The 26,017-nt window shown below is 35.8% G+C and carries 22 protein-coding genes; 11 read left to right on the forward strand and 11 right to left on the reverse strand.

Going from position 1 to position 26,017, the window contains the following annotated elements:
• Positions 1–440: 440 nt before the first annotated feature.
• Positions 441–1,094 (reverse strand): hypothetical protein, encoded by a 654-nt coding sequence (locus tag A3EM_RS0113355; protein WP_020528722.1) that lies wholly within the window; start codon positions 1,092–1,094, stop codon positions 441–443.
• Between the two features lie 379 nt (positions 1,095–1,473).
• Positions 1,474–2,559, reverse strand: coding sequence for an oxygenase MpaB family protein (locus A3EM_RS0113360; protein ID WP_020528723.1), 1,086 nt, complete (start codon positions 2,557–2,559; stop codon positions 1,474–1,476).
• A 484-nt stretch (positions 2,560–3,043) separates the two neighbouring features.
• Here A3EM_RS0113360 and A3EM_RS0113370 point away from each other — a divergent pair, with 484 nt between their 5' ends.
• The 3 genes from A3EM_RS0113370 (at position 3,044) to A3EM_RS0113385 (ending at position 6,752) form a co-directional block, all read left to right on the forward strand.
• Positions 3,044–3,796 (forward strand): hypothetical protein, encoded by a 753-nt coding sequence (locus tag A3EM_RS0113370; protein WP_157637874.1) that lies wholly within the window; start codon positions 3,044–3,046, stop codon positions 3,794–3,796.
• Between the two features lie 396 nt (positions 3,797–4,192).
• Positions 4,193–5,062: a ParB N-terminal domain-containing protein gene (locus A3EM_RS45820; protein ID WP_020528727.1), complete on the forward strand. Its 870-nt coding sequence runs from the start codon at positions 4,193–4,195 to the stop codon at positions 5,060–5,062.
• 319 nt (positions 5,063–5,381) lie between these two features.
• Positions 5,382–6,752 carry a hypothetical protein gene (locus tag A3EM_RS0113385; protein WP_020528728.1) on the forward strand — a complete coding sequence of 457 codons (1,371 nt, stop codon included), beginning with the start codon at positions 5,382–5,384 and terminating at the stop codon, positions 6,750–6,752.
• Positions 6,753–6,899: 147 nt separating this feature from the next.
• Here the strand turns inward: A3EM_RS0113385 and A3EM_RS0113390 are convergent, their stop codons facing one another.
• From A3EM_RS0113390 to A3EM_RS0113410, 5 genes are all read right to left on the reverse strand, one after another.
• Entirely contained in the window at positions 6,900–7,505 is a 606-nt protein-coding gene (locus A3EM_RS0113390) for a sugar O-acetyltransferase (protein ID WP_044238386.1), read from the reverse strand.
• A gap of 85 nt (positions 7,506–7,590) precedes the next feature.
• On the reverse strand, positions 7,591–10,203 hold the full coding sequence (locus A3EM_RS0113395; protein WP_020528730.1) for an ABC transporter permease: 2,613 nt from the start codon (positions 10,201–10,203) through the stop codon (positions 7,591–7,593).
• Between the two features lie 3 nt (positions 10,204–10,206).
• The gene (locus A3EM_RS0113400; RefSeq protein WP_020528731.1) at positions 10,207–10,536 is read right to left on the reverse strand and encodes a PadR family transcriptional regulator; all 330 of its coding nucleotides are present in this window, start codon (positions 10,534–10,536) and stop codon (positions 10,207–10,209) included.
• A 389-nt stretch (positions 10,537–10,925) separates the two neighbouring features.
• Positions 10,926–13,010 (reverse strand): OmpA family protein, encoded by a 2,085-nt coding sequence (locus tag A3EM_RS0113405; protein WP_020528732.1) that lies wholly within the window; start codon positions 13,008–13,010, stop codon positions 10,926–10,928.
• Positions 13,011–13,368: 358 nt separating this feature from the next.
• Positions 13,369–14,352 (reverse strand): phytanoyl-CoA dioxygenase family protein, encoded by a 984-nt coding sequence (locus A3EM_RS0113410; RefSeq protein ID WP_020528733.1) that lies wholly within the window; start codon positions 14,350–14,352, stop codon positions 13,369–13,371.
• 145 nt (positions 14,353–14,497) lie between these two features.
• Here A3EM_RS0113410 and A3EM_RS0113415 point away from each other — a divergent pair, with 145 nt between their 5' ends.
• Positions 14,498–15,343: an AraC family transcriptional regulator gene (locus A3EM_RS0113415; RefSeq protein WP_020528734.1), complete on the forward strand. Its 846-nt coding sequence runs from the start codon at positions 14,498–14,500 to the stop codon at positions 15,341–15,343.
• Between the two features lie 66 nt (positions 15,344–15,409).
• On the opposite strand, the gene A3EM_RS0113420 is transcribed toward A3EM_RS0113415, so the two are convergent.
• From A3EM_RS0113420 to A3EM_RS48325, 4 genes are all read right to left on the reverse strand, one after another.
• Positions 15,410–15,673, reverse strand: a complete 264-nt coding sequence (locus A3EM_RS0113420; protein WP_020528735.1) for a hypothetical protein — start codon at positions 15,671–15,673, stop codon at positions 15,410–15,412.
• 79 nt (positions 15,674–15,752) lie between these two features.
• Positions 15,753–16,484 (reverse strand): BRO family protein, encoded by a 732-nt coding sequence (locus A3EM_RS45825; RefSeq protein WP_020528736.1) that lies wholly within the window; start codon positions 16,482–16,484, stop codon positions 15,753–15,755.
• Between the two features lie 65 nt (positions 16,485–16,549).
• Positions 16,550–17,530 carry a hypothetical protein gene (locus tag A3EM_RS0113430; RefSeq protein ID WP_020528737.1) on the reverse strand — a complete coding sequence of 327 codons (981 nt, stop codon included), beginning with the start codon at positions 17,528–17,530 and terminating at the stop codon, positions 16,550–16,552.
• Positions 17,531–17,651: 121 nt separating this feature from the next.
• Positions 17,652–17,780, reverse strand: a complete 129-nt coding sequence (locus A3EM_RS48325; RefSeq protein WP_281169818.1) for a hypothetical protein — start codon at positions 17,778–17,780, stop codon at positions 17,652–17,654.
• A gap of 457 nt (positions 17,781–18,237) precedes the next feature.
• Between A3EM_RS48325 and A3EM_RS0113440 the strand changes: the two genes are divergently transcribed.
• From A3EM_RS0113440 to A3EM_RS0113475, 7 genes are all read left to right on the forward strand, one after another.
• Positions 18,238–18,999 carry a ParA family protein gene (locus A3EM_RS0113440; RefSeq protein WP_020528739.1) on the forward strand — a complete coding sequence of 254 codons (762 nt, stop codon included), beginning with the start codon at positions 18,238–18,240 and terminating at the stop codon, positions 18,997–18,999.
• Between the two features lie 58 nt (positions 19,000–19,057).
• Complete coding sequence (locus A3EM_RS45830) at positions 19,058–19,972, forward strand: ParB N-terminal domain-containing protein (RefSeq protein ID WP_020528740.1); 915 nt, start codon at positions 19,058–19,060, stop codon at positions 19,970–19,972.
• Positions 19,973–19,983: 11 nt separating this feature from the next.
• A complete protein-coding gene (locus A3EM_RS0113450; RefSeq protein WP_157637875.1) occupies positions 19,984–20,421 on the forward strand; it encodes a hypothetical protein in 438 nt (145 codons plus the stop codon).
• Positions 20,422–20,887: 466 nt separating this feature from the next.
• Positions 20,888–21,643, forward strand: coding sequence for a hypothetical protein (locus A3EM_RS0113460; RefSeq protein ID WP_020528743.1), 756 nt, complete (start codon positions 20,888–20,890; stop codon positions 21,641–21,643).
• Positions 21,644–21,723: 80 nt separating this feature from the next.
• Positions 21,724–24,642 (forward strand): Ig-like domain-containing protein, encoded by a 2,919-nt coding sequence (locus tag A3EM_RS0113465; protein ID WP_020528744.1) that lies wholly within the window; start codon positions 21,724–21,726, stop codon positions 24,640–24,642.
• A 5-nt stretch (positions 24,643–24,647) separates the two neighbouring features.
• Complete coding sequence (locus A3EM_RS0113470; RefSeq protein WP_157637876.1) at positions 24,648–25,388, forward strand: hypothetical protein; 741 nt, start codon at positions 24,648–24,650, stop codon at positions 25,386–25,388.
• Positions 25,389–25,392: 4 nt separating this feature from the next.
• The gene (locus A3EM_RS0113475) at positions 25,393–25,983 is read left to right on the forward strand and encodes a hypothetical protein (protein ID WP_157637877.1); all 591 of its coding nucleotides are present in this window, start codon (positions 25,393–25,395) and stop codon (positions 25,981–25,983) included.
• The last annotated feature ends 34 nt before the right edge of the window (positions 25,984–26,017 follow it).

Consider the following 26,017-nt stretch of genomic DNA (forward strand, 5'->3'; position numbering starts at 1 on the left):
TTTTTCAATTTAGTAAGTTAAATGGTTATTCTGTAGTTTTTTTTTGACCATACCCTAAAGTTAATACAAAGCTTATTGGCATCAGGACTTTTAGTCCCTTCTACAAAATTTATTTTCATTCATGGAACATAACCACCTGATTATTCAGGACATTCACAATACTAAAAGAAAAAAATAGGATAAATAAATGGGAAAGAATAATTTTTACTTCTCATTTAAGCACATGCTTAAATGAGAAGTATCTCGCGCTGGAAACACCCATTTAGGAATCCTTAATTTTAAACAAGCTCTAAATGGGTTTGGAAAAAACAACATGACTGGCATGAAAAGGCGAAACCATAACTTTTCATTATTATTCTAAAAGAAAATCTACCTTAATAAAACTTTTTGCCCCGGTAGCTTTATTGGTAATTTTCAATAAAATATTTGTTTGAAAGGTATCAGATGGATTCCATGTAATTAATGAGCTCTACAATATTTTCCTGCTCATTGTATTCTAAATCATTTTGCTTGACATATGCTTTAAATAATTCCTTTTTTTCGGGATATAATTTCATTAGTTGCTTCAGGTTGGTAAACTTTTTCAGTTTTCCTTCATTTTTGAGCCAATAGAAAGTATATGGTTTTACATCATAATCATCTGGCAGGTTTAAATCATAAAGTCTGCCGGAAGAATTAATTGCTGAGACATTCTTGACTGCGGTGGTTTCTGTAGTACCGCCAAGTCCTACATCTTTTCCCGGAGGAATCACTTTGCATTTATATTCTGCAAATAACTCAATATCTGACTGAATGACTAATTCCACAAATTTTTGGTTAAGGGGGATAAATTTTCTTTCGCTTATAAAAATGGTATCAATCTGTTTCATCTCATCTCTGCCAATGGCCATTACATTTCCCCTATCCTGGAAAAGCATTTCCTCAGTTATGGAATTATAATTCACTTTAGCTTTATTGATTTTCCCATTTTTCATTAAAACTGTCCCTTGTGTAAATTCGGGAAAAACGTAGTGCAAAACCTCAATTTCCTTTTCCTGGGAAAAGGAAATTGAGGTTAAAGAACTTAGTATCACTAAAAAAAATAAATGTTTCATGGAATTTTTAAAATTAAATAAATTCTAGCCTGTAATAAATAGTTAGTCATTTATTCATACTCCATCCGAAAAAGAAGATCACTTAATAAAAGAGGACCCTTAAAAGGTTTCATTTCCAATTTAAGAATAAAATTCTAATAATAAAGCAGAAAATGAAAAAAAAAATTAAAAACTACTAAAAATGGTTACTAAATACTGGTAATAACCCGATGAGGAGTTACAACCATCGAATAACAGGCAGGCATTCAGCATTCCATAATAAAATATGCGGTTAATTTTTTAAATAATTTAATTTATGAAATTATTATTCTATAAAATATTTATTATTATGATTTAATTTGTTTAAATAATTAATTTATAAAATTTTAAATTGTCATATTTAGATTTTATTAATCAATTCCATTCTGTTTAAAATTTGATTTTTTATGGTAGAGTAAGGTTGTGCAGGAGGGAATATATATTTTCTGAAAAGTGGCAATAAGACCATGATTTTTTGTAAGGTTGAATTTCGGTTGGAATCAGAAATGCCTATTACATCTGAAACTTCCTTACCATTCAAGTATGCAATTAATGGCTGCATAAGAATTTTAGTCCCAGTATTAGGGATGGTATTTTTATAATGTGAAATCAATTGTTTGGTAAGGGATTTTCCTTCCAAAGATGGATAAAACTGGCGCATTGCAATTTGCTTTTCGAGCCAGAAGGCTCCTTTTAAGCTTGAAGGCAACAAACTTAATTTAATTCCCAGAAGGTAACCCATTACCTTCCAAAAATGTAGATAAGCTTCCTTTTCGGTAAGGGAAAGTTTCACTCCAATTTTACCCATTGCCTGAAGGAGAATATAGGAAAAAGCCAGATTAGTTCCGGCCATATCTTCCTGGTTCACGGGGGTTTCCTCTAACTCCTGAATTGCTGGTATTTTTTTGAGGAAATACCTGGCCAGGGCATGCCTCAATCTCACTTGTTTAACCAATAAAAAACCATCTCCTGAATCATTAAAAGCATTTTCACCCATAATTTCCACTACAAAATATGTAGTATCCAATAATCTCAACTCCGTATTTTTTCTTATTTTTTCAGTATGGTATAAAGCTGTCGCTCCTTTAGCCCCAGCATAGCAATAAGGCAATGAAACCGTTCCCAAAACGAATAAAAAATCATTAGCCCGCTTTCTAAATAATTCTCCGGCAATTTTCATTTGACTGGAATTTACCCATTCGGGAAGCTGATTATTGGATTCTAAGAAAGACCGAAGTTTTTCATTTGTGATTTTCAGCAAGGCTATATCCTTAAAAGTTCTGGCCTTGAAAACCTTATATAACTCTTCTTTTTTACCAACCTCCATCAATTCCTCTATGATGGCATCAGCTTCCTGATCTCCTACCTGGCGAAAGGCATCCAGTTCTTCATTTGAAGGAAGAAACTTGTGCGAGGTTTTATCGGGTTTTAAGGCAGAATTAATCATGCTTGTTGAACAACCCAAATTGGGAAAATGTTTTCTAAAAGCATAATTAAATAGTAATTCAAAATTATTCGTGTATTATTCTGCCATAAATTCTGAGACTGATAGAGAGATTACATTTTCTCGTAAATAATAGTACCCCGGTGTGGAGCACTGGTGCTTAAAATTAAATATCCTTGCAATTATAAAAGTATCCGATCCTGAATTACGCCAAGCATCTTTTTGTGAAAGTTTTTTTTTCACCAAATACCAAATTTATATGCCGGGAAATTATTGGGCAATTGGATTGAATAATTTAAATACTACTAACACAAATGTTTCATATTTTCCAAAATATGGAGATTTGAGCCATTTGTTAAAACATTTGAAACATTACTTCTTTTATCCCACAGCGATTTCCCTTCCTTTGTTTTCTCCAGACTAACCCTGATCCTCACATAGGTAATTGTCTGGAAAATGAAGTACTACCACCTAAAACTTTTATATCATGAAATTACTACTCACCACTCTAATGATTGGCTATTTTCTTCATTGTAATGTAATTGCCAAAATTAAAAATGGCTACTTTCCAGCCATAAAAGTTGCTGAAAAATGTATTCAAAATCTTGAGTACATTGGCTCAGGAAACCTAAGCCCCGAAAAAAGGGATTTTCTTCAAACCCGAATGAAAATTGCTGAGCAAAAATTAAAACGCCTAAAACAACTCCATCACAAAACCGAAAAATTAATTGATGCACTCAATACTATCCACCCAATATTATTCCTTCAAATTGACAATATAAAAGATAAGGAGGAAAATATAACAGACGTTTATATTAAGGCTGTGGATGTTTCTTTTTTTAAAGGCAAATTTTGGGGGATCACCAACCTGAATCAGTCAAAGGATAATCCTCATGTATATACTTCAGCTTATGGAGACAAAACAGTTTGTGTGTCGGTAGTTTACAAATTTCTGGAACAGGCACTTGCTTTTTTAGTACACGAATTAGGCCATGTAAAATATCAGGTTCCCAATTTGGCTGATTATGTAAACTATTTTAACAAGACATATAACGATACTTATTTTGGTTATAAAAAGATAAAAAAAGGCCATGCACCTATGGATCCCAGTCACATGAGTGTAAGACAAACTGAAAAGGAATTTTACAAGATTTTAATAGCCTATAAAAAAAGTCAAAAAGAGAACAAAAATATTACTGAAAATAAGGAAAACCATAAACAAAGGATTTCCTACCAATAATTTTCAGATTTATACAAAATTGATCCATTGATTTCTTATTGTAGGAATCAATGGACCAATTTTGTATTTACTATTCTGATTCATTTTAAGTTTGATATTAAACTTTGCCGGAATCCGATAATCCAAATAGGTAAGTCTGAGCATCGCTTGCATTAAAGTGACCCAGCCTTCTATTTTGTGCTGAAGGAGGAAAAGGAAGAATAAAATAAATGATGAAATCAAATGATGATTTATTATTTTTGTAGTAGGAAAATGTAGACAGAAACTTTTTAAAATGAATATTTACCTAGATAATAAAATTAAGTTTACGTCATTAATGAAAGGAAGACTCAAACAATTCCAAAGAACTTTTGTATCAAATAAACCATTTATTTTTTAATCAAACCTTAATCTAGTATGGCCGCGGAAGGTAAGGAAATTACAATTTTAGATACGTTAAAACATTTTATTACTCCACTTACAAAAGAGGAGTTGGAGCTTTTGGAGAACAATATCCTTGAAGCCGGATGTAGAGACCCTTTAGTGGTTTGGGAAAATAATGATAAGTATGTTTTAATTGATGGACACAACCGATATCAGATTTGCCAAAAACACGGGGTTGATTTCAAACTCGAAGTTAAAACTTTCAAAAATATTGATCAGGTAAAGGACTGGATGATTGACAACCAACTAGGACGAAGAAACCTCAATCCATTCCAACTTAGTTACTTCAGAGGGTTCAAATATGAGCGAATGAAAAAGAAAAAAGGGGGGTATCAATATGTAAAGTTGAAAGACCAGAAAGGCCCTTTGACATCAGAATTACTTGCAGATGTCTTTAAAGTCAGTAAAAATACTATCAAAAGGGACGCTCAATTTACTAAAGGTTTGGAATTAATAGCCAAAAGTAATCCTGTACTTAAAAACAAAATTTTGTCGGGAGACATCAGGGTCAACAGGGCTGAAGTGCAGTTAATTTCAGAGGCCGATGGCAAGACCAGGATTCATAATGAAAAGGACTTAAGGCTTAAAGCTAAAAGAATTAAGGACAAAAAAATGGAAGCCAGTCTTACCGAAGTGATGCAGGAAGAAACCAGAAATATCTCTGCAGAATGGGATGAAAGAGGTGATGTTTTTATGCAAAGAGATGAATTACTGAAAAGTATAAAAGCGAATATCCTTTCCAGTATGAACAGGGTAATTAATGATCAGGATAAAAAATCAATGAAGGAATTGGAAGATTTAGTGAAGAAACTGAACAAACTGGTTTTCCAATATGCCAAGTAGATTGTTTTGAATTTGAATAATTGATAAAATCCTTATTTCCGATATTAGCGGAAGTAAGGATTTTTTTATTAGAATTTTCCTTCTTTCAAAAAAAACTACAATTAAAATAAAATTTCTTTAATATTTGATGCTTAGGTGTTAAATTCTTTAATTCGACAATATTAAAGTATAAAAATAAAATTCCATTCTTCAGTTTCCTTTCCATGGATATACCAAAGTCTGATTGACAAAGTAATTACCAAATTGAATTTATTCTACCTGAAAATATTGGTAAGTGTTTTGAAGTTAAAAGTTTTGAACTAAATCCTGAACTTTAAAAATGCCACCTTCACTCATTAAAATTTTACTTTTATTTCCATTTTTAACCTATCTTCATCTTCCATTAATTGCTGCTGATGATACAAGTCTGCAGGAGGCCATTTCTAAAAAACTTGTACAGGTAAAAATAAAAGGCAAAGGTTGTTATAGGGGAGAATGTCTGGAAATTGTAGTGACTAATAAATCTTCTTACAGGCTAAACCTTGCAGTTGAACCCGGAAGTATTTTTTTAAGCGACAATGATTGGGTTCAGGATTTAATAGTAGTGAAAAGACTTGCTTTTAAACTCAATCCAAATGCCACGGCATCATTTGTATTAGAAACCATGTGCACACAATTGAAAAATGCAGGACCCGACACCGATGAACTTTATCATTTAGGAACTTTGGCAAAAGGTTATCTTTTGCAACTAACCAAATTGATTGATGCAGAAAATTACCAGACAAGTACCGCACAATCTGCTGTTTGGGCTATAACTGATGGAAATTCTATAGGTGAAATTTATGGCCAGGATACAACCATGGTGAAGGAATTATGTAAAGTGGTAAGTGAAGCTACCGGCCAACCATGCACTGGTAAAAATCTGCAACCCAGAAATCACAGCATTACTTCCATTAAAACCAGCCTTGAATGTTTGATTCCCGATTATGCTGAAAACCTATCCCTCACCATGTATGATGAAAATGGAAATCGAATAAGGTCCTATTTTTCAGAAAAAGACCTGCAACCCGGGTTCTACCAATTTAAAATTGGGATGAACCATACACTGGGAGATTCTGCCAGATTTAACCTAAAACTGGAAACTACTGCTAGAATCATTTCTGAGAAACAAGTTGTGATTTCTGATACCATTATCAAACTACAGGAAATGAAAACAGAACAATTTGTAACCTACGAGCTTCCTGAAGATACTAAAGCCAGTGTTGGAGTTTATGATGAAAATGATCAACTCTACATTTTACTGGCAGATCATAAACTTTTGCCAAAAGGATTTAATAAATCCATTTTCCAAAGTGGCCGATCATTGCCCTTTGGGAAAAAATATTTCCTTAAAGTAAAAGCAGATGGAAAAACCATTGTTGCACAAGAATTCCACCTGGAGGCGGATGATGCGAAAAGATATGCCCCTATAGTTAAAAGAGGGATCTTAAAATGTCAGCTTAAAGCTCCTGTGGAGGGAGCAAAACTGGCTGTTTACGATGAAAATAATCAGATAATTTGGGTAGTATTTGAAAATAGTTACCTTGGTCACGGTTATAAAAACCTTCAGTATGTATTCAAGCACCAAAAAGGACCTGAAGCAGCTTTTAAAGTCAAACTAAGTGATAAGGAAGGTAACATCATCAAGGAAGACTGTATCAATTGTCAATAGTAATGGACTGTATTTCCTAATACTGAAATGAACAGGCAAAATAAATTGATTATTTTGCCTGTTTCACTTTTATGGTTGAAAGTTAAATATCGAAAACTGGTCATTTCCATAGATGGAAACTGTTTTAATCCATTCGATTGATTAATTTTAAAACCTCATTTTTTTAAAATAATACAACTTATCCTCTTCCGTAATCTCTCTAAATACTCTGCAGGGATTACCCATGGCAATTACATTTGGAGGAATATCCTTGGTTACTACGCTTCCAGCTCCGATCACACTATTCTCCCCAATTTTTATCCCGGGGTTAATCACTACATTTCCTCCAATCCATACATTATCACCAATGGAAATTGGGGCAGCAAATTCATATTCTTCTTTTCGTGGCATAGGGTGAACTGGATGACCAGCCGCATATATACCTACATTCGGGGCTAATAGTACATTATCTCCAATTTCAACACGGGCACAATCCAGAATGACACAATTATAATTGGCAAAAAAATTCTCTCCGATATGGATATTGTAACCATAATCACATCGAAATAGGTTTTCAATCACAAAGTTTTCACCAGTTTTTCCAAATAACTTTTTAATCAGTTCCTTTCCCCTTTCGGTTTCATCTGGTGGAAGGTTATTAAATTCCCAGACCAGTCTTTTTGCCGCAGTTCTTTCTTCAATAAGCTCCGGAACAAAAGCTTTATAAGGTTTACCAGCAAGCATTTTTTCTTTCTCCGATAGTTTGTTATCCATAAACATCTAAATTAAGGTCAACTTATTTAACCTTAATTTAGATGTTTCAACTTTAAATCCATAAAAATTATTAAAGTAAGGAAAACTATTCGTCAGTAAGGGAATTTACCGGATTATTGGAGGCCACGTTTAAGGATTGCCAACTGATCACCAACAAAGCCAGCAGAAACAAGATACTTCCGGAGAGCATAAAAATTGCGGGAGTTAATTCCATCTGATAGGTGAATTCTGCCAAAAATTCTTTTGAAAGCCAGTAAATCAGTGGGATGGAAATGAAAAATGCTATTCCAATCAGGAATAAAAAACCTTTCGATACCAGTATAATGATATTGAACATTGTGGCTCCCAATACTTTCCTGACCCCAATTTCCTTTTTCCGCTGTTTCATCATAAAGGTTGAAATACTAAAAAGACCTAAAAGGGCAATGATTACAGCAATCCCTGAAAAAGTCATGGAAGTCATCCCCAGTCTCTCTTGAGTTTTATATAATTGATTAAAATCCTCATCTACAAAAGCATAACTGAATGGTTGATAGGCTCCTAAATCCTGCCAGGCTTCCTCCAGAAGCTGAATGCCTTCCTGATACTTCTCTGGATGGAGTTTTACCAAAAGACGATTGGTGGAATTTGGACTGTAAAAATGCACCAAAGGCTCTACTGATTGTTTTAAAGAGCGGTAATGGTAATCTTCTACCACACCGATGACTGGCCATCCATTTGTATTTTCTCCCCAGCCTCCAGGTTTTAGATATTTATTTTCCAGATCGGTCCAACCGTATATTTTCATTGCTTTTTCATTGATAATCAATGCGTTCTCATCAGATTTAATAGAATCTGAAAAACCTCTGCCATGTAAAATATTGATATCGAGCAAATCGAAATAATTGTGATCTATATTTATTTGTTTAAGCGAAAGCCCGTCCACCCCATTGGAATCCAGATTTTCAAACCAATTGTAATTATCCCAATATTTACCCGGTACATTTTCGCTAAGGGTAACGGCTTCAATGGCGGCATCATTGGGTAAATTCTCCCTGAGTCGCAGAAGATTTTGCTCCGTTTTTTCAGGATCTTTAAAGTAACCTGCATAGGTAAAGACAGACACAATATGGTCTCCTTTGAATTTCAGATCGTAAGATTTCATATAATCAATCTGTTGCCAGATGACCATAGTTCCGGCAATAAAAACAAGGGAAATACCAAACTGAAAAATAATCAGTCCTTTTTGCAGCCATTGGCCCGAACCACTCCACTTTATCTTTTCTTTAAGCGATTTAATAGTTTGTACATTCGCCATCACCAAAGCAGTAGTGATACTGGAAATCATACCAACAGAAAAACACACCAGCACCAATAATAAGATGGAAGAAAGGTTATTGGTAATTTCCAACCGAATGCCCAAATTGTAGTAATCATTTACGGAAGGCAAAATACTATAAACCATCAGCATGGCAATGATCACTGAAACACCAGTAGTGAAAAATCCTTCCACCAAAAACTGGAAGACCAACTGGCTTTTATAAGAACCCAGCACTTTTCTCATTCCAATTTCCCTGGTTCTGGTCAACCATTGGGAAATCGATAAATTAATGAAATTGATACAGGAAATAAGCAAAATGGCAATGGCGATAATGCCCAACACTTTGGTGGTGCTGTCATTCTGGGAAATTCTGGAATGTTCTTCTTCCAGTGGTAAAAATGAAACCAGATTTGATTTTCGACCTTCCAAATAATATTTATCTGTAAATGCTGCGGTCTTTTCCTCTAAAGTTTGTGCTGAAGCGTTAGGTGATAATTTTACATAAGCCGTCATAAAAGTATTGTACCAGTTCCCCATCTGATCTTCATCCAGATGATTGGGACTTGAAGGCCAGGAAACCAATGCATCAAATTGCAGCGTAGAATTTGCCGGAGGGTTTTTAACTACCGCTTCTATTACTAAATCCATTTCCATTTCTTTCATTTGTAACACTTCACCAACTGGATTCTGGTAGCCAAATAATTTTTGAGATACTTCCTGGGTAATGGTTATTTTTCCCGGTTGCGATAAGGCATATTCCAAATCACCATGTATGGTTTGAAAAGAGAAAATTGATGAAAAATCCGGGTCTACCACACCAAAATATAAATGAATACCTTCTTCTCCGGAAGTAAAAATATCTTCTGAATCATAAAAGCGAGTGCCTGCTACAATTTCAGGATAATCTTTCTTTAAATTGGGTAAAAGAGGCGTAACTACCAATGAGGAAATATTACCGTCTGGTCTTTTATCTGCCAGACGATAAATATGCTCAGATTCCGAATGGAATTTATCGTAAGATTGCTCAAAATCGATAATGAGGTACAATAATAAGGTGGCCGCAATCCCCATCGATAGGCCAAATACATTAATCAGAGAGTTTACTTTGTATTTCACAAAACTCCTCCAACCCGATTTTAAAAAAGTTTTAAACATACCGTAATAATTTAAATGATAATTTCCTTCTATTGACCGGATTATACCAGGTCGGAATAATTGGAGGACATCGAAAAAATATCTCCATTTGGCTTTTTGAGGGCCAATTTCTTCCAGATTTTTTTCAAATCTTTCGTTCAAATCTCCCTCTAGATCTTCAAGGTAGTCCGGGTGGCAATACCAACGGAAAAAGGCATGAACCCAATTAGGAGGGTTTGGTAATGGACGCTTTTGACTGGACATGGATTAGTTATTAAATGACAAATTTGGGATGGCTTCCCACAAACTCATGCGTTGTTTTTTGGTTTCCTCTAAAATCTGAATACCATAATTGGTCACTGTGAAAAACCTTTTTCGCTTCCCTCCTCTTTCCTGAGTAGCTTCCCCCAATTCCGAGTTGAGATATCCCTTTTTTTCCAGCCTCCTCAATACTGTTTGAAGTGCTCCTATACTCACTTTCCGGTTAAGTCGATTTTCCAATTCTTCAATTATTGCAATTCCATAGGCCTTTCCGTTCAAAATAGCCACGGTTAGCATCACTACTTCTTCAAATTCTCCTAAATGATGTTTACTCATAATTTTTATATTTACCTTAAATGTAGTTTTAAAAAAAATAAGAATCAAATTATTCGAGAATTATTTTTACCTTAATTGTAGTTTTTATAATTCAAATATCACTTTACTGCGCTTATTTATCCCTAAATTTTCATAGAAAAATATGTTTGCAGTAAATTTTAATTATTGTTTTAGGCAAATTATCTCAACATATAGAAACAAAGAAAGGATTTTAAATGGAGGACATATGGCAGCAGTTTAGTTGGAAAGAGGTCAGTCAAAATGCATGTTTTTTGATCAGTTACTCCAGGAAATATTGGAAAAGCATAAATTAAAATCTACCAATCTCATCCTAAAGATTTTATGCTGTAAAATAATACTACCAGTCCATCCCCCCATTTTAAATCCTTTTAATTTTTTGTAGTAAGATTCATATACTCCTGATTGATTCTTTTAATTTCCACCCTTCGGTTTAACTCCCTTCCATTTACTTCATCATCATTTGAAGCCAAAGGAAAATTCTCCCCATAACCTACCGCCACAATTCGGCTTTTGTCAATTCCTTTTTCAATAAGGTAAAGTGCTACTGCTTTTGCTCGCTGATCGGACAGTTTCATATTGTATTCATTGGACCCATTACTATCAGTATGACCAGCAACTTCAATAATAATATCCGACTGTGTTAACAAGAATTCCCCAATCCTGTCTAATTCACCATAAAATTGTTCCTTGATAATGGAATTATCATTATCAAAATATAAGCTAAGGTTTATACTTTTACCTAAAGCCAGTTTTGGTAAATTAAGTTTTTTGTGTTCAGGAGGATCTTCAAGAGGCTTTTCTAAAGCTAAATCTCCTACAGAAATTTCAATTTTAGAAGGAATATCCTCAGAGAACAAGATATCATTTTCCTGCCAATCATTTATGGCGGATAACCTTATACTTTTTGTTTTGGAGAAAATCTCCCTATTAACTGTTGGAAGTTCGTCTCCAAATTTATTGACGTCTAATACAAAATCGTAGATATTGTCATTTACATCTTTGAAAGAAACCTTCACCATATACTTCTCTTTGTGCAATAAAGTAGAAGATTTAATGATTGAAATCTCTACCTCTGTTTCTATAGGAATAATTAATTCATATTTTCCATGGCTATTTGTTACCGTTTCATATACTACTTCATTGGCATTTTTCACCTGAATTTTACCATTGGAGATAGGTTTTTGAGATTGTTTTTCCAACAGTCTTCCCTCCATTTTCACTTTATCAAACAAAAAAGAGTTATAAATATCAGGTCCTCCATATCCTCCAGGACGAGATGAAGAAAAATAGGCTACTTTCCCATAATTGACATAAAAAATATCATCAAAAACTGAGTTGATGGGCACACCAAGGTTTTGTGGTTCTTCCCATTGCTGAAGTAAAGAATCATATCTTGTTTTAAATATATCAAATCCTCCCATTGAGGTATGCCCTTTAGAACTGAAGTAAAGGGTGCCATCCTCTGCAAGGAAAGGTGAATCTTCATCAAACCTGGTATTTAAATTTGTCAGTGGCTTTGGCTCCGTCCAGTTCCCATCTTTGTCTTTTGTACTAAAATATAAATCCAGATCAGTATCATAGGTGCCATAATTGGAGGAGAAAAATATGGTATTGCCCTCATTTGCGATAAAACAATGGGCTTCATACGATGGGGTATTTATCCCTTTTATGCCCTTTCCCTTTTGCCACACTCCATTTTCAAATTCAGAAATATGTAAATCTCCCTTATGATAAGTCACCATTTTACGGTCATTATCGAACAATTGAATGGTGGCATCATTCCCATTGGAATTCATGCCTTTTATTGGCTTGGGTTTATTCCATTCAAATGTTTCCTCATCCATGATGGTTGTAAAAATATTTTCATCATCTGAAAGGCTCTCGTCCTTTGCCAGATTTGAAACTTTTGAGGTAAATAATATAGTTTTATGATCTGAGGAGATAACAGTGCTATATTCCCGGTTTGTGGTATTCACATTTGGTCCAAGGTTTTTAACTATTACATGATTTTCGGCTTTATAATAATCCTGAGCATAATGGATCATTTGCTTTAACCTGGCCTTTTGTTCCGCAATTTCAGAATGGTCACTCACTTGTTCAAGTTTGGCCATTGCCTTTTCAAACTTCAGGTTTTGATAATATGCTCTGGCCAAATGGTAGGGTAACTCAGAATAATAATCGCCTGTCTGTTTCTTTACTTCCTTTAAATATTCAAGGGCTTTTTTGGGTGATTGAGATTCCAGATGGCAAATTCCTGCATAATATTTTGCCTCAATATTATCCGGACTTTGATACAACACATCTAAAAAATAGTTATAGGCTTCTTTTAGATTCCCCTGCTCAAATTCTTTTTTCCCTTTTAGTAATTGTTTTTTCGAAGATTGAGCAAGTGTTAAGTTTATGATGGAACAAAACAATAGGGCAACAATAAGTACTTTTTCAACTTTTTTCATCACTAATCAATAAAATTAAAACAAAGTAGTATATTGGTAGTTTGCTCTTAACTTAATTGAAATTGTGAATTCTAATTTTGTGCCTTTTATAAATTCATTGATTATCAGTTGGTTACAAAATGCTTATGTGAGAATTTGTCTTAAAAATAGACAAATTCTCATTTTTAGATAAAAATAATGTAATGCATTCCCTAAAATTACATACAATTACTGCAGGTAATTTTTCTGGGTTTTTGCCTAAAATTTTCCAATAAGCCTTTTCTATAAAATCATAATTTTAGCATAATAAAAAATATTAACTTTTAAGCCATTGAGATTTGCTGTTCAGGCAGCTCTAAGGATTGTTATTTTCTAAAAATCACCACTTCCTTAAGCCCGAAAGTTTTTCCCCCAGCTCATTTAATTCAGCCGTTTTATATTTCTTTTGTTCCCAATTTCTCGGGTCTCCGGGAAATGCATATCCTTCGGGAGCAATTCTGTCCTTCCAGGATTTTATCCTCCAGTTTTTGAGGTCTTCATTTTCTTCTTCTGCGGGCATCATTGAAATATACTGGGCAATTCTGACCTTATTTTTGGATAGGTTTGGTCGAATACCATGCGGTTGTAAACTATTAAAAATTAATAAATCGCCTGCTTCCAGTTTCACTTTTACCAGATGCTCTTCCAGTCCGGAAATATCCGGCTTAAAATGATCCCGATCGGTGGGCTGAGTCAGTTTCCAGGTATCATAATTTCTATAAAGTGCTGGAATACACTGGAATCCACCCATGTTTTCATCGGTCTGATCAGCAAGGGCCAATACCCCCTGTACATTTTGTGGTTTGGTTTCCGGGTCATAGTCCCAGTGGATAAAACCTTTATATTCAAAACCTGGCCGAAGAGGGAAATTCAGATTGGCCCGGTCAATAGTTACCCAGAGTTTTTCTGTTCCCCATATATCTACAAAAGCATCATATACCTTTTGAGTTTGCCGATTGTTCCACAAATGCTGGTTATTATATACTTCCACCATTCCCGTACCTGTCAGTTCTTTCATTTGCATTTCTGCTCTGGGAGGGGTATACCAGGTGGTCGGATCATCCGGTTTTTTTTCTTCAAATTCCCATAGAAATTTTGCAGTTGCAGCAGCCTGTTCCCTTGGAACTGCATTTTTTACCACCACATATCCATTATGAATCCAAAATTGCCAATCTTCTTCACTTAATACTCGAAGTGGTTTTCCATTACTTCTGTCATTCAGTTTCACTTTACTGCTTTTGGCAGTAGAAGGATTCCCTGGAATTTCTTTATGTGCATTATTGGGAATTGTTGTGGTTGCCATGGTTTGATTGGTGTTTTCCATTTTCTTTCATGTTTTATTTACTAATTATTCCATACAAAAGTAACATCAGCCTCCCTCCGCTTCTACCTTGATTTTGCTTCATATTTGTACAATATTGATATTTCTTGATAAATTTATAATCCAAAAGCATATTTAAGACAATAAATTGAAAACCCAATTCGAAAATATCACTCCGGATGCCAATAGCTCTTTTAAATTATTACTCAATCCCAGATTAAGTGATTTGTTTTACTGGCACTTTCATCCTGAATTTGAACTGGTATATATAGAAGGGGCAAATGGAACCCGACACGTGGGGAGCCATATTTCAAAATATATAGGAAGTGATTTAGTACTAATTGGTTCAAACATCCCTCACCTCAATTTTGATTATGGTGTAAAAACCGACTATAAAAAAGTAGTGCTTCAGATTCATCCAACTTTTGTTCAGCAGATATTTGAAAAAATAACTGAATTAACCGCCATCAAAGCCTTATTTCAATTATCACAATATGGGGTGGCCTTTTCTGGCAAAACCAAAGAGAAAATTGGGCAAAAAATGAACAAATTTTCTACACTTTCCCCATTTAATCAGTTTCTTGAAGTCCTTCATATTTTTCAGCATCTGGCTCATTCTGAAGAAAGGGAATTACTTCACGATCAGCCCGTAAAAAATCAATTCAATATAAAAGAGCAAAACCGGTTGAGGCAGGTATATGTTTTTATTGACCAGCATTATAAAAGGAAAATTGGGGTAGATGAAGTAGCCGGTTTAACCAACCTGACCAAGGCGGCTTTCTGCAGGTATTTTAAAAAAGCATCTGGCTATACCTTTACTGATTTCCTGAACAGGTATAGAATCGGGCAAGCCAAAAAACTGCTTTTGTTAGGCCACAATGTAAGTGAGGCCTGTTTCGAAAGTGGATTTGAAAGTCTTTCTTATTTCAACAGGATATTCCGAAGAATAACCCATGAAAACCCTCTTGCTTTTAGGAACAGACATCTGCGGTAATTTCTTATAAAAGAAAAAACCCCTGATTGCTCAGCGGTTTTGTTTTACATTTTTCTTTAATTTCGTTTACTTATCCTCAGGTACTGCCAGAAAAAATTTTCCCCTTTTGGGACTGGCTTTTCCGGTTTCCCAATCGAATCCATATTTTTCCCCAAGTCTCTTCCAGAAAGCAATCAACTTGCTATCCGGAATTTCCCCGAGATTATTTCCCTTGGTTAAAGTGGATATCTCCTCATATTCTTCCACTGTCATTTCATATTCATTATAGCCTTCTGGTGGTGTTTCTTCTTGCATTTCTTTTCGCCTTTTTTCTCCGACAAATTTAAGCATTTGCCTAGAATATCATTTTAATTTTTTTAATCTTTCTTCCAGCAAAAAACCTTTTCGGCTGAATAAATTTTGCTTCCCGTTATTTTTTCAACTTTTTAATATTTTCCTGAGGGGGAATTTCTTCCGGGTTTCTTCCAATCCCTTCTTTTATACTTTCCCTCAACCATTTATTAGACTGTTTGTGTACTTCTTTTATATTTTCTTCTCCTTCCACATCCTCCTTATTCACATTAAAATCGGAAATTGAAGTAAAATAATCTTTTCCCTTCAATAAAATTTCGTGCATTTTGGTATCGGCATCTTCATCCTCGGATATTCCAAATTTTTCTTTCAAATCCCTGGTGTTAAAAAGCACCTCATCTCCGGCTTCCAGTACTCTTTTAAATCCCTGGTCGTCCACTCCCCTACCCTTTGCTGTTTCTTTAAATTTTCCCTGAGTTTGTTTAAGTTTATTAAATGCGGTCAGACGCTTATTGACCTTTTCATCCACATGTTGGCTTCCCACTTTTGCGAGCCACAGCTTAAAGGGTTCTGCTTTTTTAGAAGGCACTGATTGAATTATTCTAAAAAGCCCCTCTTTATTCGCACAGGAAGTTTTATAACTTTTCCCATCCGAGGAAGGAATTTTCAGATCGTGACAAACCGTCACGATCTGGGGTTCTCTACGCTTAAGCTGCCTCCAATAGGCCTTCGCATCCTTGCTTTCAGTCAACACCCCAATCACATCAGGAACCGCAAAATACCATTGCTTTTCCGCTTCATGCCACACCCTGCGAATTTCATTATTATCGAACAGAATTACTTCGTTCATATTTTCAATGGTTTTCTATTTACCCACAACTTATAATTTGTAATACTTCCTTAAAACTAAGCCAGTTAAGACGCTTCCTTGAATGTATTCAAATTCAGTTCAATCACATATTTCAAACTCCTGTGAGATTTCTCACGTTTGTACCCCTTTATAATACCCAATTTTTCAGCCGTTTCAAAAGCTTTAATTATAGTAGCTTCTGCCCTGGTTTTTCTATGGGTTCTTAACTTCATAATTTCAATTAGCCTGTTATGAGAATATTCTACAATTGGTTTTTTAGAACAGTGAATAACCTGATACAGAGATTTAATAAATAATTCTATTCCCACATTTGGCCTGCCGGTATTAATTTCCCTGAGTTTTGCATTCAAGTCTCCGGGTAAATTAAAATAAGTATGCTTTTCTTTTTGGTGAATATTAAAGAAAATACCACTTACTGTTAATTTATAAACCTGCTTTTTAGTTCGGTTTTCCTTCATTTCCCAATTTTCCACCCCATGAATCTGCAACAAAGGCACAATATCAAATCCACTTACTTTTTTCTCTTTATCCTCATACTGATGAGGAACCAGAAATTCCTTTCGATGTAATCTCAATAAGGCATCGTCTACCATCTTTTTCTTCTCCTTACTGTAATTACCATGTTTGGATTTTTTTAATCCAGCATATTCATATAGTGCATCGAGGGTAAACTCAAAATAAGCCTGATTGGTTTTTTCGAAGAAATACAATTCATTATTTCTAATGGCAAGTTGAGCCAGAGCCAACACGGTGGTGAACATTCTGATATCACTTCCGGTAAGTTCCTTGGTCACTTTTGCACGTATTCTTGAATCCAGTTTGGACTCTATATCTACCGGAAACTCAACTGCATAGAGGTTTTCATCCTTTTTATTAAGTTCAAGGACTTTATCTATTGACCTGTTAATTACAGAGGCATATTCCGGTTTAATTCCCCCATCGTCATCGAATAACCTCAGCTGAGTTACCTGCTGACCTGTTTCAATTTTTAATAGATTATTGGGATAATTTAAATGTTCAACCATTTGTTTTTAAGGTTTTTGCCGATCATTAGAATTTTCTCATATCAATATTAACTAATATCAGACTTAAAAAAAACATTATGAGTGGTTTAGCCATTAAAGCGGCCTTAAAATCGACCCAAAATTACCCTAACTTTAGTACTTTTTCAGTCCCCTTTTGGCAGTTTTGCAGTCCTGTTTCGGCATTTTGCAGTCCACTAATGGCACTTTTCAGTCCCCTTTTGGCAGCTTTTTTCAGTCCCCTTTCGAACATTTGCAGTCCCTTTTTGGCAGTTTTGCAGTCCCCTTTTGGCAAATTGTAATTGTACCTTATGGTATATTTGCAGTCCCCTTTTGGCACATCATCTAAAAGAGATTTAGGAAAAATTCTATGACCTTCTGGTAGCTTTTCAGTCCCTTTATGACAGTTTTCAGTCCCCTTATGGCAGGTTTTTTCAGTCCCCTTTCGGGCAATTAACAGTCCTCTTTTGGCAGGCTTGCAGTCCTGTTATGGCATTTATTCAGTCTCCTTTTGGCACTTTTGCAGTCCTGTTGTGGCAGAGGACATGTTTATATCTATCTGGTTTACAGTTATTTACGAGTATTTTTCAAAGGGTATAATATAAATAAATTTTAGAATAACTAAAATTAATAAAGAGCCTTCATTTTTTTCGGAAAACCGAAGGCTTTTTAGTTTTTTTGTAAATCTAAACTTATAAATAATCTTTCAAATGGCCGAAATTATTTCTGTTCTCAATCGAAAAGGTGGCGTTGGAAAAACCACCACTACCATAAACCTGGGTAAAGCACTTTCCCTGGTTGGAAAAAAAGTGTTGGTGATTGACAATGATGCTCAAGCCAACCTTACCGAAGGGCTCGGTGTAGAATTGGAGGAAGGAGACCCCACCATTTATCAGAGTTATAAATTTGGTTCTCCCCTACCCATCATTGAAATCGAAGAAAATTTTGATATGGTGCCTTCAGGTAGTGAGCTGGACGCTTACCAAAATGAGATAAATGCGGACATAGCCCGGAATTACAAACTCAAAAAAGCGATTAAGCCAATCAGGGATAAATATGATTTTATTCTGATTGATTGCCCTCCATCAATTGGAGCTTTTACTGCCAATGCAGTAACCGCCTCTTCCAAGTATTTGATTACTGCACAGGCTGGAAGTGCTTTCAGTACTACGGGTTTGATTGAAGTGAAAGATATGATTGATAATGATGTGAAGGAGGAGATTAATGAAAATATTGAATGTTTGGGAATTCTGGTTACCTTTTATCGGCCAAACGTCTCAGCCAGTGAAGCAACCGTACAGCAACTTGCAGAAATGTTTCCGGATGACTTGCTGAAAACCAGGATCAGGTTTCTGACCAAAATGAGTGAGGCGCCCTTTTTAGGCAGAGATATTTTTAGCCACGCGCCTAATTCCGATGCAGCCAACAATTATGCATCTCTTGCGATTGAAATTTTAGATAAATACAAATAGCATAACGAAAGGTTCGAAAGCTGGGACCAATGATATGTGAATGAAATAATCCTCAATTATGGCAAAAAGTAAGAAAGTAAATACCCTGCTCAGTGGTTATAAAAACACCCACAAATCAACCGGGAACAAAACCACTTTTAAATCGAATTTTCAGAATCACGCTTCACCGGAAATTGTGATTAATGAAGAACTCCAGTCGTTTATTCCCCCTTTGCAAGACGAGGAAAAACTTACCCTGGAGCAGTCGATTAGGAAAGAAGGGGTACGTGAAGCCTTACTTTTATGGGAGCATGACAACCAGCGAATTTTGGTGGATGGCCATAACCGATACGAAATTGTAAAAAAGCTGGAAAAGGAAGGTTTAACTGTAGAGTATGGGGTAAAGCTTCTGGATTTACCCAGTTTTGAAGCAGTAAAAGACTGGATGATTCTGAACCAGTTGGGCAGACGAAACCTGACTTTAGAACAAAGAAGTTACCTTCGGGGTTTGCGGTATCATAGAGAAAAACAGAAAAAAGGTGGGGACAGAAAATCAATGGGACAAAATGTCCCATTGGGTGAAAGAGTAAGTGAAACCATTGCCAAGGAATTTAATATTAATGAAAAAACCATCAGACGAGATGGGGAATTTGCAGAAGGACTGGAGAAGATTGGCCTGATCAACCCTACCCTGAAAAGAGAAATACTGGCAGGAAGAGCTAAAGCTAAAAAGGCCAGCCTCCAGAAATTAGGGAAATTTGAAGGGGAGCTTGGTGTAGAATTCAAATCTGCGAATGATATTGAATCATTCATTAAAGCCATTGAGGCTCCTGCTCAGGTAGAACCTGTATTGAAAACCTCAGAATTGGAGTTTCAGGAATTAAAGAAAAACCTACTTTGGGCAGTGAAAAAAATCAAATTTACGGCTAAGGATAATGATGATCTAGGTCAAATTTTAACTCTCGTGGAAGAGATTCGGAAAGTGAGGGGGTGATTAGATTAAAAATGAAAACATCTATTACATTTCTAGTTTTCCTAATTATCCTGATATTTTGCAGTAAACAAAATGAAACAAATGCTCAACAACCTAAGCTCATTCTCATTGAAGAATTGAAAGGTGAAATTACCAAAGATGGTGCAGGAGAAATAAAGATTGGTAATTCCATGTCTGAGACTGTAAAGAGGTTAGATAAGTTTGTTGTTAAGAAGAATGCTTTCAATGGCTTTGATGTTTTTGAAGAAGGAAAACTTGCCATTTCATTTTGGGTAAAAAATCAAGAGGATACAATAGGTTTTATCAAAATCTTTTCTGAAAAGTATAAAACAAAAAAGGGATTAAAGGTTGGTATAAGTTTAAATGAACTTAAACAACTAAGAAATGACTTTTTACTAAATTTTGATGAGATGGATTATCGGGAGTATTTTGCTCCACCTGAACTTTAGATATATCGAGATCAAAAACCAGAACAGCTTTGCCTTTTCTATTTTGATTCAAAGGGAGATCATTTGATTGGTGCTAATTATGAATTAGATGAAACGGGAAACCAATTGATAACATCTGAATTTACCAGAGATGGTAAAATAGATTATGTGTTAATTTATTTATGGAAATAAGGAGAGTCAGGTTCCTATTTTCCTGACAGGATCTTCGTCAGAGACCTCGCGTTCATGGGCCCTAGTAGTACAAAAGACGCAGGGTCGCGAAAATGCAGACCCTGCTAATACCTTCCTAGACTACTTTTTCTATTCCTTCGAGTTTGTAAAGAGACTCTACGATTAAAATTACCAACCATTTCAAAATAAATTAACTTTTTATTATTCACATCCATTAACAAGTAGAACAATATTTGCTAGCCTTTATATCTTTGTACCACTAACAAACATTTAGAAAATTAACTGAAGCTGTTGCATGCAAAATATTTACTTATTGTTGCTGTTTTTTTGCTTTACTCCTTTTTTAGGGTTTGGCCAGCATATATTTTTATACAACGAGAAAGTTGAAATCCAATCACGGGCAAAGGCGGCAATTGATGAATATCAGTTGTTACTGAATACCATTACCAACAAATCAATTTTAAGTATAGAAGCTAAAAATATCATTCAGAATAGCTATAAAAACAATAATGTACAGCAGCTTTTTCTGAATAAAAATGTACTTGTGGAAAGTCCATTCCATCCTTCTGAAAATATTGAAGTTTCCCGCTACCTCCAGGATTTTAATCTCTTTGTAGAAAAGAAAACGTATGCCCTTTTTGAATTTAAAAACATTCGAATTTCCGAAATCAGGCAGAGTGATTATCCCTATCTCCTTATTTTTTACGATATAGAATTTGTAGGTAAATTCAATGGAGAGTTTTTTCCCGAAACTTTTAGCCGGGTGGCTGAATTTCGAATTGAAACCAATGAGAAAAACAGGCTTGATGTACTAATGGTAAACCTGCGTGATGATAAGTTTGAAAATTACCAGGCCAGCCTGAAAACTCATCCGGTAGATTCTCTTGGTAATTTTAACGCTCTTAGAAGCCAGGAGGAGGATGAACTTTATACGGGCATGAATCAGGATCAGTTTGCCTCCCATGAAAATAAAAGAAAAACATTTTTTGGAGCGATTTCTTTAGCCGCTGCTGTGGGCGTATTAATTTTTTTAATTACAAAAACTAACTAGTGTAAAGAAGCAAAACTCTATTCAACTTGTTTATGAAAATTTTAATATTACTATTGTTTTTTTTACCTAGATTTCAACTGATGGCCCAGCAAAATGAAGATTTGGTTTTGTACCAATCTCCATCTGAAAAAATTGAAATCTTATCCCTTGGTGAGGAAATTTGTATTGCCAATTGTCCATCAGGTACAGCCCCTCCTAACAAAGCCCAATATCAGCTTGATTATTTCCGGGTTTCAGAAAAGGTTGCGGTATATCTCGATGCTTTAGTTCCTAACAACAGGGGAGGAGGGCGCATTCTGGTTACGGATGTAAAGGCAGGAGATCTTCAGGATACCCAGCTAATATTCTATCCGCAGGCCGTGGGAAATTTTGAGTTGGAGGAAAGAAGGAAAGTGGAGGAAAGAACGCAGGGTCCAAGAGGGCAACTCACCATAACTGAGGTGTCTGATCAATCTTTGGGAAAGTTCAATTTGTTTGTGTTGGACTTTTCCTGGACTAACCTCCTTGAAATTTCTTCTCATTGTTTTCGGCAGCAAAAGCAAATCGATTTACATGAATTTCTAAGTAGTGATTTTCGATCCCATGGAAATGTGACCTTTTTTTTAAATGACAATAAGATTTCCAACCTGTTGGAATTGGGAAATTTAGCAGAAGGAAAGCAAACAGTTAAAGCCAAAGGAGAATTTGATAATGGAGAAAAGGAAATTTCTTTCGAAATTAATGTACAGGGAGTAGATGAGTTTAGCTTTGATCTACCGGGCTTTGCCTGCAAAGGAAAAGGAAATCTGGATTTGAAAAATTTTATTGATGTGGAGGGAGGTAGTTTTTCATCTGTACCTGATGTTTTGACAGGAGCTTCTGGATTTGCAGTGAATGAACTGCCTGTAGGGGATTATGAAATTACCTTCATCCTTGAAAATGAAATTGGTTGTCAAAGATCCCAGACCAAAACGATCAGTATTTATAACCAGCCGGTATTCGATTTTTTACCACCTTCGGTAATTTGTAATGATCAACAGGAAATTAATTTATTCGATTTCATTTCCGGAGATACAACCGGAAATTTTTTACTGGATGGAAGTATAATCGTCAATGGAAAATGGGATATTTCGGATTTTCAGGAAGGAAAATTCGAACTGACTTATCAGGTTTCGAACACCTCTTGTGTGGAAGAAAAAGTAAAAACAATTGAGGTAAAACCAGGAGTAAAAGTGGATCCGGGAACAACACTTGAATTGTGTGCTGATTTGGGAATAGTCAATTTGAATGAAGTAAATGGAGATCATTCTCCAACCGGAGGAATTTGGTCGGCTGATGCTGCAAATATCGAAAATCAAAAAATCAACTTAGCCACACTTGATTTTGGGGATAATCCTGTGAAAGAGATCGAACTCACGTATAGTGTGGAAAATGAAAATGGTTGTACGAGTTCAGGAACCAAATTACTTACTGTTTTTCAAACACCTCCAAAACCAGAAGTAACTTATACCAGTGTCTGTGAACAGGATCAGACCACACTTACCATTGAAAATTATAATCCTAAATTTTCCTATCAATGGTATGAAGGAGAAAAGTTATTGACAAATGCGAATGGTAAAGTTTATACCTCAGGAATTTTGGATCATACTACTGTCTTTAAGGTACTGGTTTCCAATCCCTTAAATGATAAATGTAAGATTGAAGAAGAAGTAGAAGTAGAACTTACACCATTATCTGGTAAACCAGAAGTAGAATCAATGGTTAGATGCGGAGGTGGAATTGTTAATTTTACGGCTTCAGGTGTGGTGGGAACCGATTTTTACAAATGGTATCAGCAGGGTATCTGGTTAAATGAGGGTGAAAATGGAATAGAATTTTCTGCGGAAATTCAACAAACTTCCAAATTTGAAGTTGCTGCCGTGGTGAATGGTTGTGAGGGAGAAAGGGAAGAAGTGACTGCTTATGTCATCCCTATTCCCGAAAAACCGGATTTGGAAACGGCCATTAGATGTGGAGAAGGGCGTGTTCAATTGGTATTTCCAGAGGAAACGCCTTTCCGTAAATACAGATGGTACAAAACTCAGGAGGGAGGCAATTTACTGCATGAGGGAACAAGTTACCAGCCAGGCCCAGCTGAAGGTCCGGACTTTTTTGTATCTGCGGTGGATTTACTGGAAGTCCCAGAGTTGAACCAGGAAATAGCATGTGAAAGTCCACGGGTAAAATTGAACTATGAAATAAGACCAGCTCCTGAAAAACCGAAAATTGTAAGCAATGGAAAATTATTCTGTGCCGGAGATTTAGTTGAATTAATGGCTGAGGGAAATCTGGAAAACAATCAATTCAGGTGGTACAATGAAATTACAGATGAAGTATTGGGGGAAGGCAAAACTTACGCATTTGAGGCTGAGGAAAATTTAATTGTAGGCTGTGTGGCTATTGGAGAAAATTTGTGCGAGTCTGTTCGGGAAACGGTGGAGATTAAAATAGCAGAATTGCCTGAAAGTATCATTCCTTCCAATTTCAAAACTGCCCAATATGAACCGGTTCAGTTTTCAGTAGAAGATACTGAAGGAACCACCTGGTTTTGGGATTTTGGTGATGGCCAGACCTCCGGGCTTCAAGACCCCGTGATTGCCTATTACGAACCCGGGAATTTTAAAGTGATTTTGCAGGTGGCTAATCTCTCCGGTTGTTCTGATACCCTCACCACCACGATTACGGTGGGTGAAGTAGATCAGGGTGTAGTACTTGGAGGGAATTTAGAGGAAATCTATGAAGAGGAGATTTCAGTTTTTCCCAACCCCTTTTCTACTATTCTAAAAATTGGAAATGAAAAAACGCATTTCGAAAGCATTAGAATTTGGAATGTGACAGGGGAGGAGATTTTCAAAAAAGAAGGGGCTGATCAGTTATCTATTCCCACTTTGAACTGGGGAAAGGGCATCTACTTGCTAGAGCTAAAATATGGCAACGTAGGGAAAGGTCATACTCAAATTCTGAAACTAGTTAAGCAATAATTGAGATGAAAATAAATATTGAAAACCGATTTTTAGAAACAACCTTCCTTTGTCTTGTTTTCATGGGAATATTATCCTGCGAAGAAAGGTGGGAAAAAGACGAATTGGAAAATAGCCCTCCCAGCCTTGTTTTAAAGCAAAATAACCAACAATACTGGCTGGACTACTCCGACACTATGAAAATGTCTCAAAAGGCGGGAAAATCGCATTATAGCATCAATTTGAAGCCGGTTGATGACAATTTATCCGGGGTGGGGTTTGAAATTGTCTCGGGAAAGGGGAAAATTACCCAGAAAGACCAGTTGTTTGCTACCACCGAAGGCTCGCTTGCGCTGGAGGATTCAATTGTTCAAATTAGGTACATTCCGGAAAGTATAGGGAAACATGAAATTTTGTTCAAAGCGCATGATGTATTGGGGGAAGAAGCCAGCTTAATGTTAAATCTTGAAGTGTTCGCCAATCAACCTCCGGTAGCCGGATTTTCATTAAATTTCAAAGGGGCATTTGCCGATAATCCCGGACATTATGAACTGGATGGTTCTGCTTCTTTCGATCAGGATAAAAAATGGGGTGGAGAAGTGAGTTTGTATGAATTTTCCATCGGTGATTTCCAAATAGAAACGCCTCAGTCAAAAGTGGATTTTTTCTTTCAAAAGGAAGGCAACTACGAAATAAAACTTCGTGTGATGGATAATGATGGAGATTGGTCGGAAGAAATCAGTGATTTTTATGAGGTTAAATTTTAAGGAGATGAAGAAAATAAAAGCAATTGAAAACAAAGGAAAATTAATAATTCTGGTCTCCTTTTTTATTATCCTCCTGGGTGACCAAATTCAGGCACAGGAATATGATCCTACTCAACAAAGGGAGTTTAAAAGTGCGGAATCCTATTTTACCAATTCCAACAAAATAAAAGGAGCCAATGAACTGGAAATAAATGGTGGAGTGGGGGAGAAGACCTATTTTTTTGGAGCAGCTTTTACCGGTTATTTAGGAGATCGTATCTTTTTGAAAGGAGGTTTGAGGGCAGAACAGGGCTACCCATTTGAAGGAATCGATTCGAAGTACTATGGTTATTACCTGGATTTTTCCGGAGGTTATGCCCTCATTCAGGCTAAAAATTTCAATTTCAATCTTTTTGGGGGATTATCTGCAGTTTACGATCAGTTCCCGGAAATTTCTTATCTGGATAACCAGGTGAATTACGGACTATTGGCTGGAGCTGAGATTGCTTTTCATTTCGATCGCATATGCCTGAAATTGCAGGGAGACCAACGAACTATGTTTGAGGGAAAAGCCAGATGGTTTGCCGGAATGGGAGTCGGATTTTCCCTGAATTAGGAATATTCCCCGGGAAATTTCCCGGGGAATATTA

The organism is Flexithrix dorotheae DSM 6795 (assembly GCF_000379765.1).
GTDB classification, from domain to species: Bacteria; Bacteroidota; Bacteroidia; order Cytophagales; family Flammeovirgaceae; genus Flexithrix; species Flexithrix dorotheae.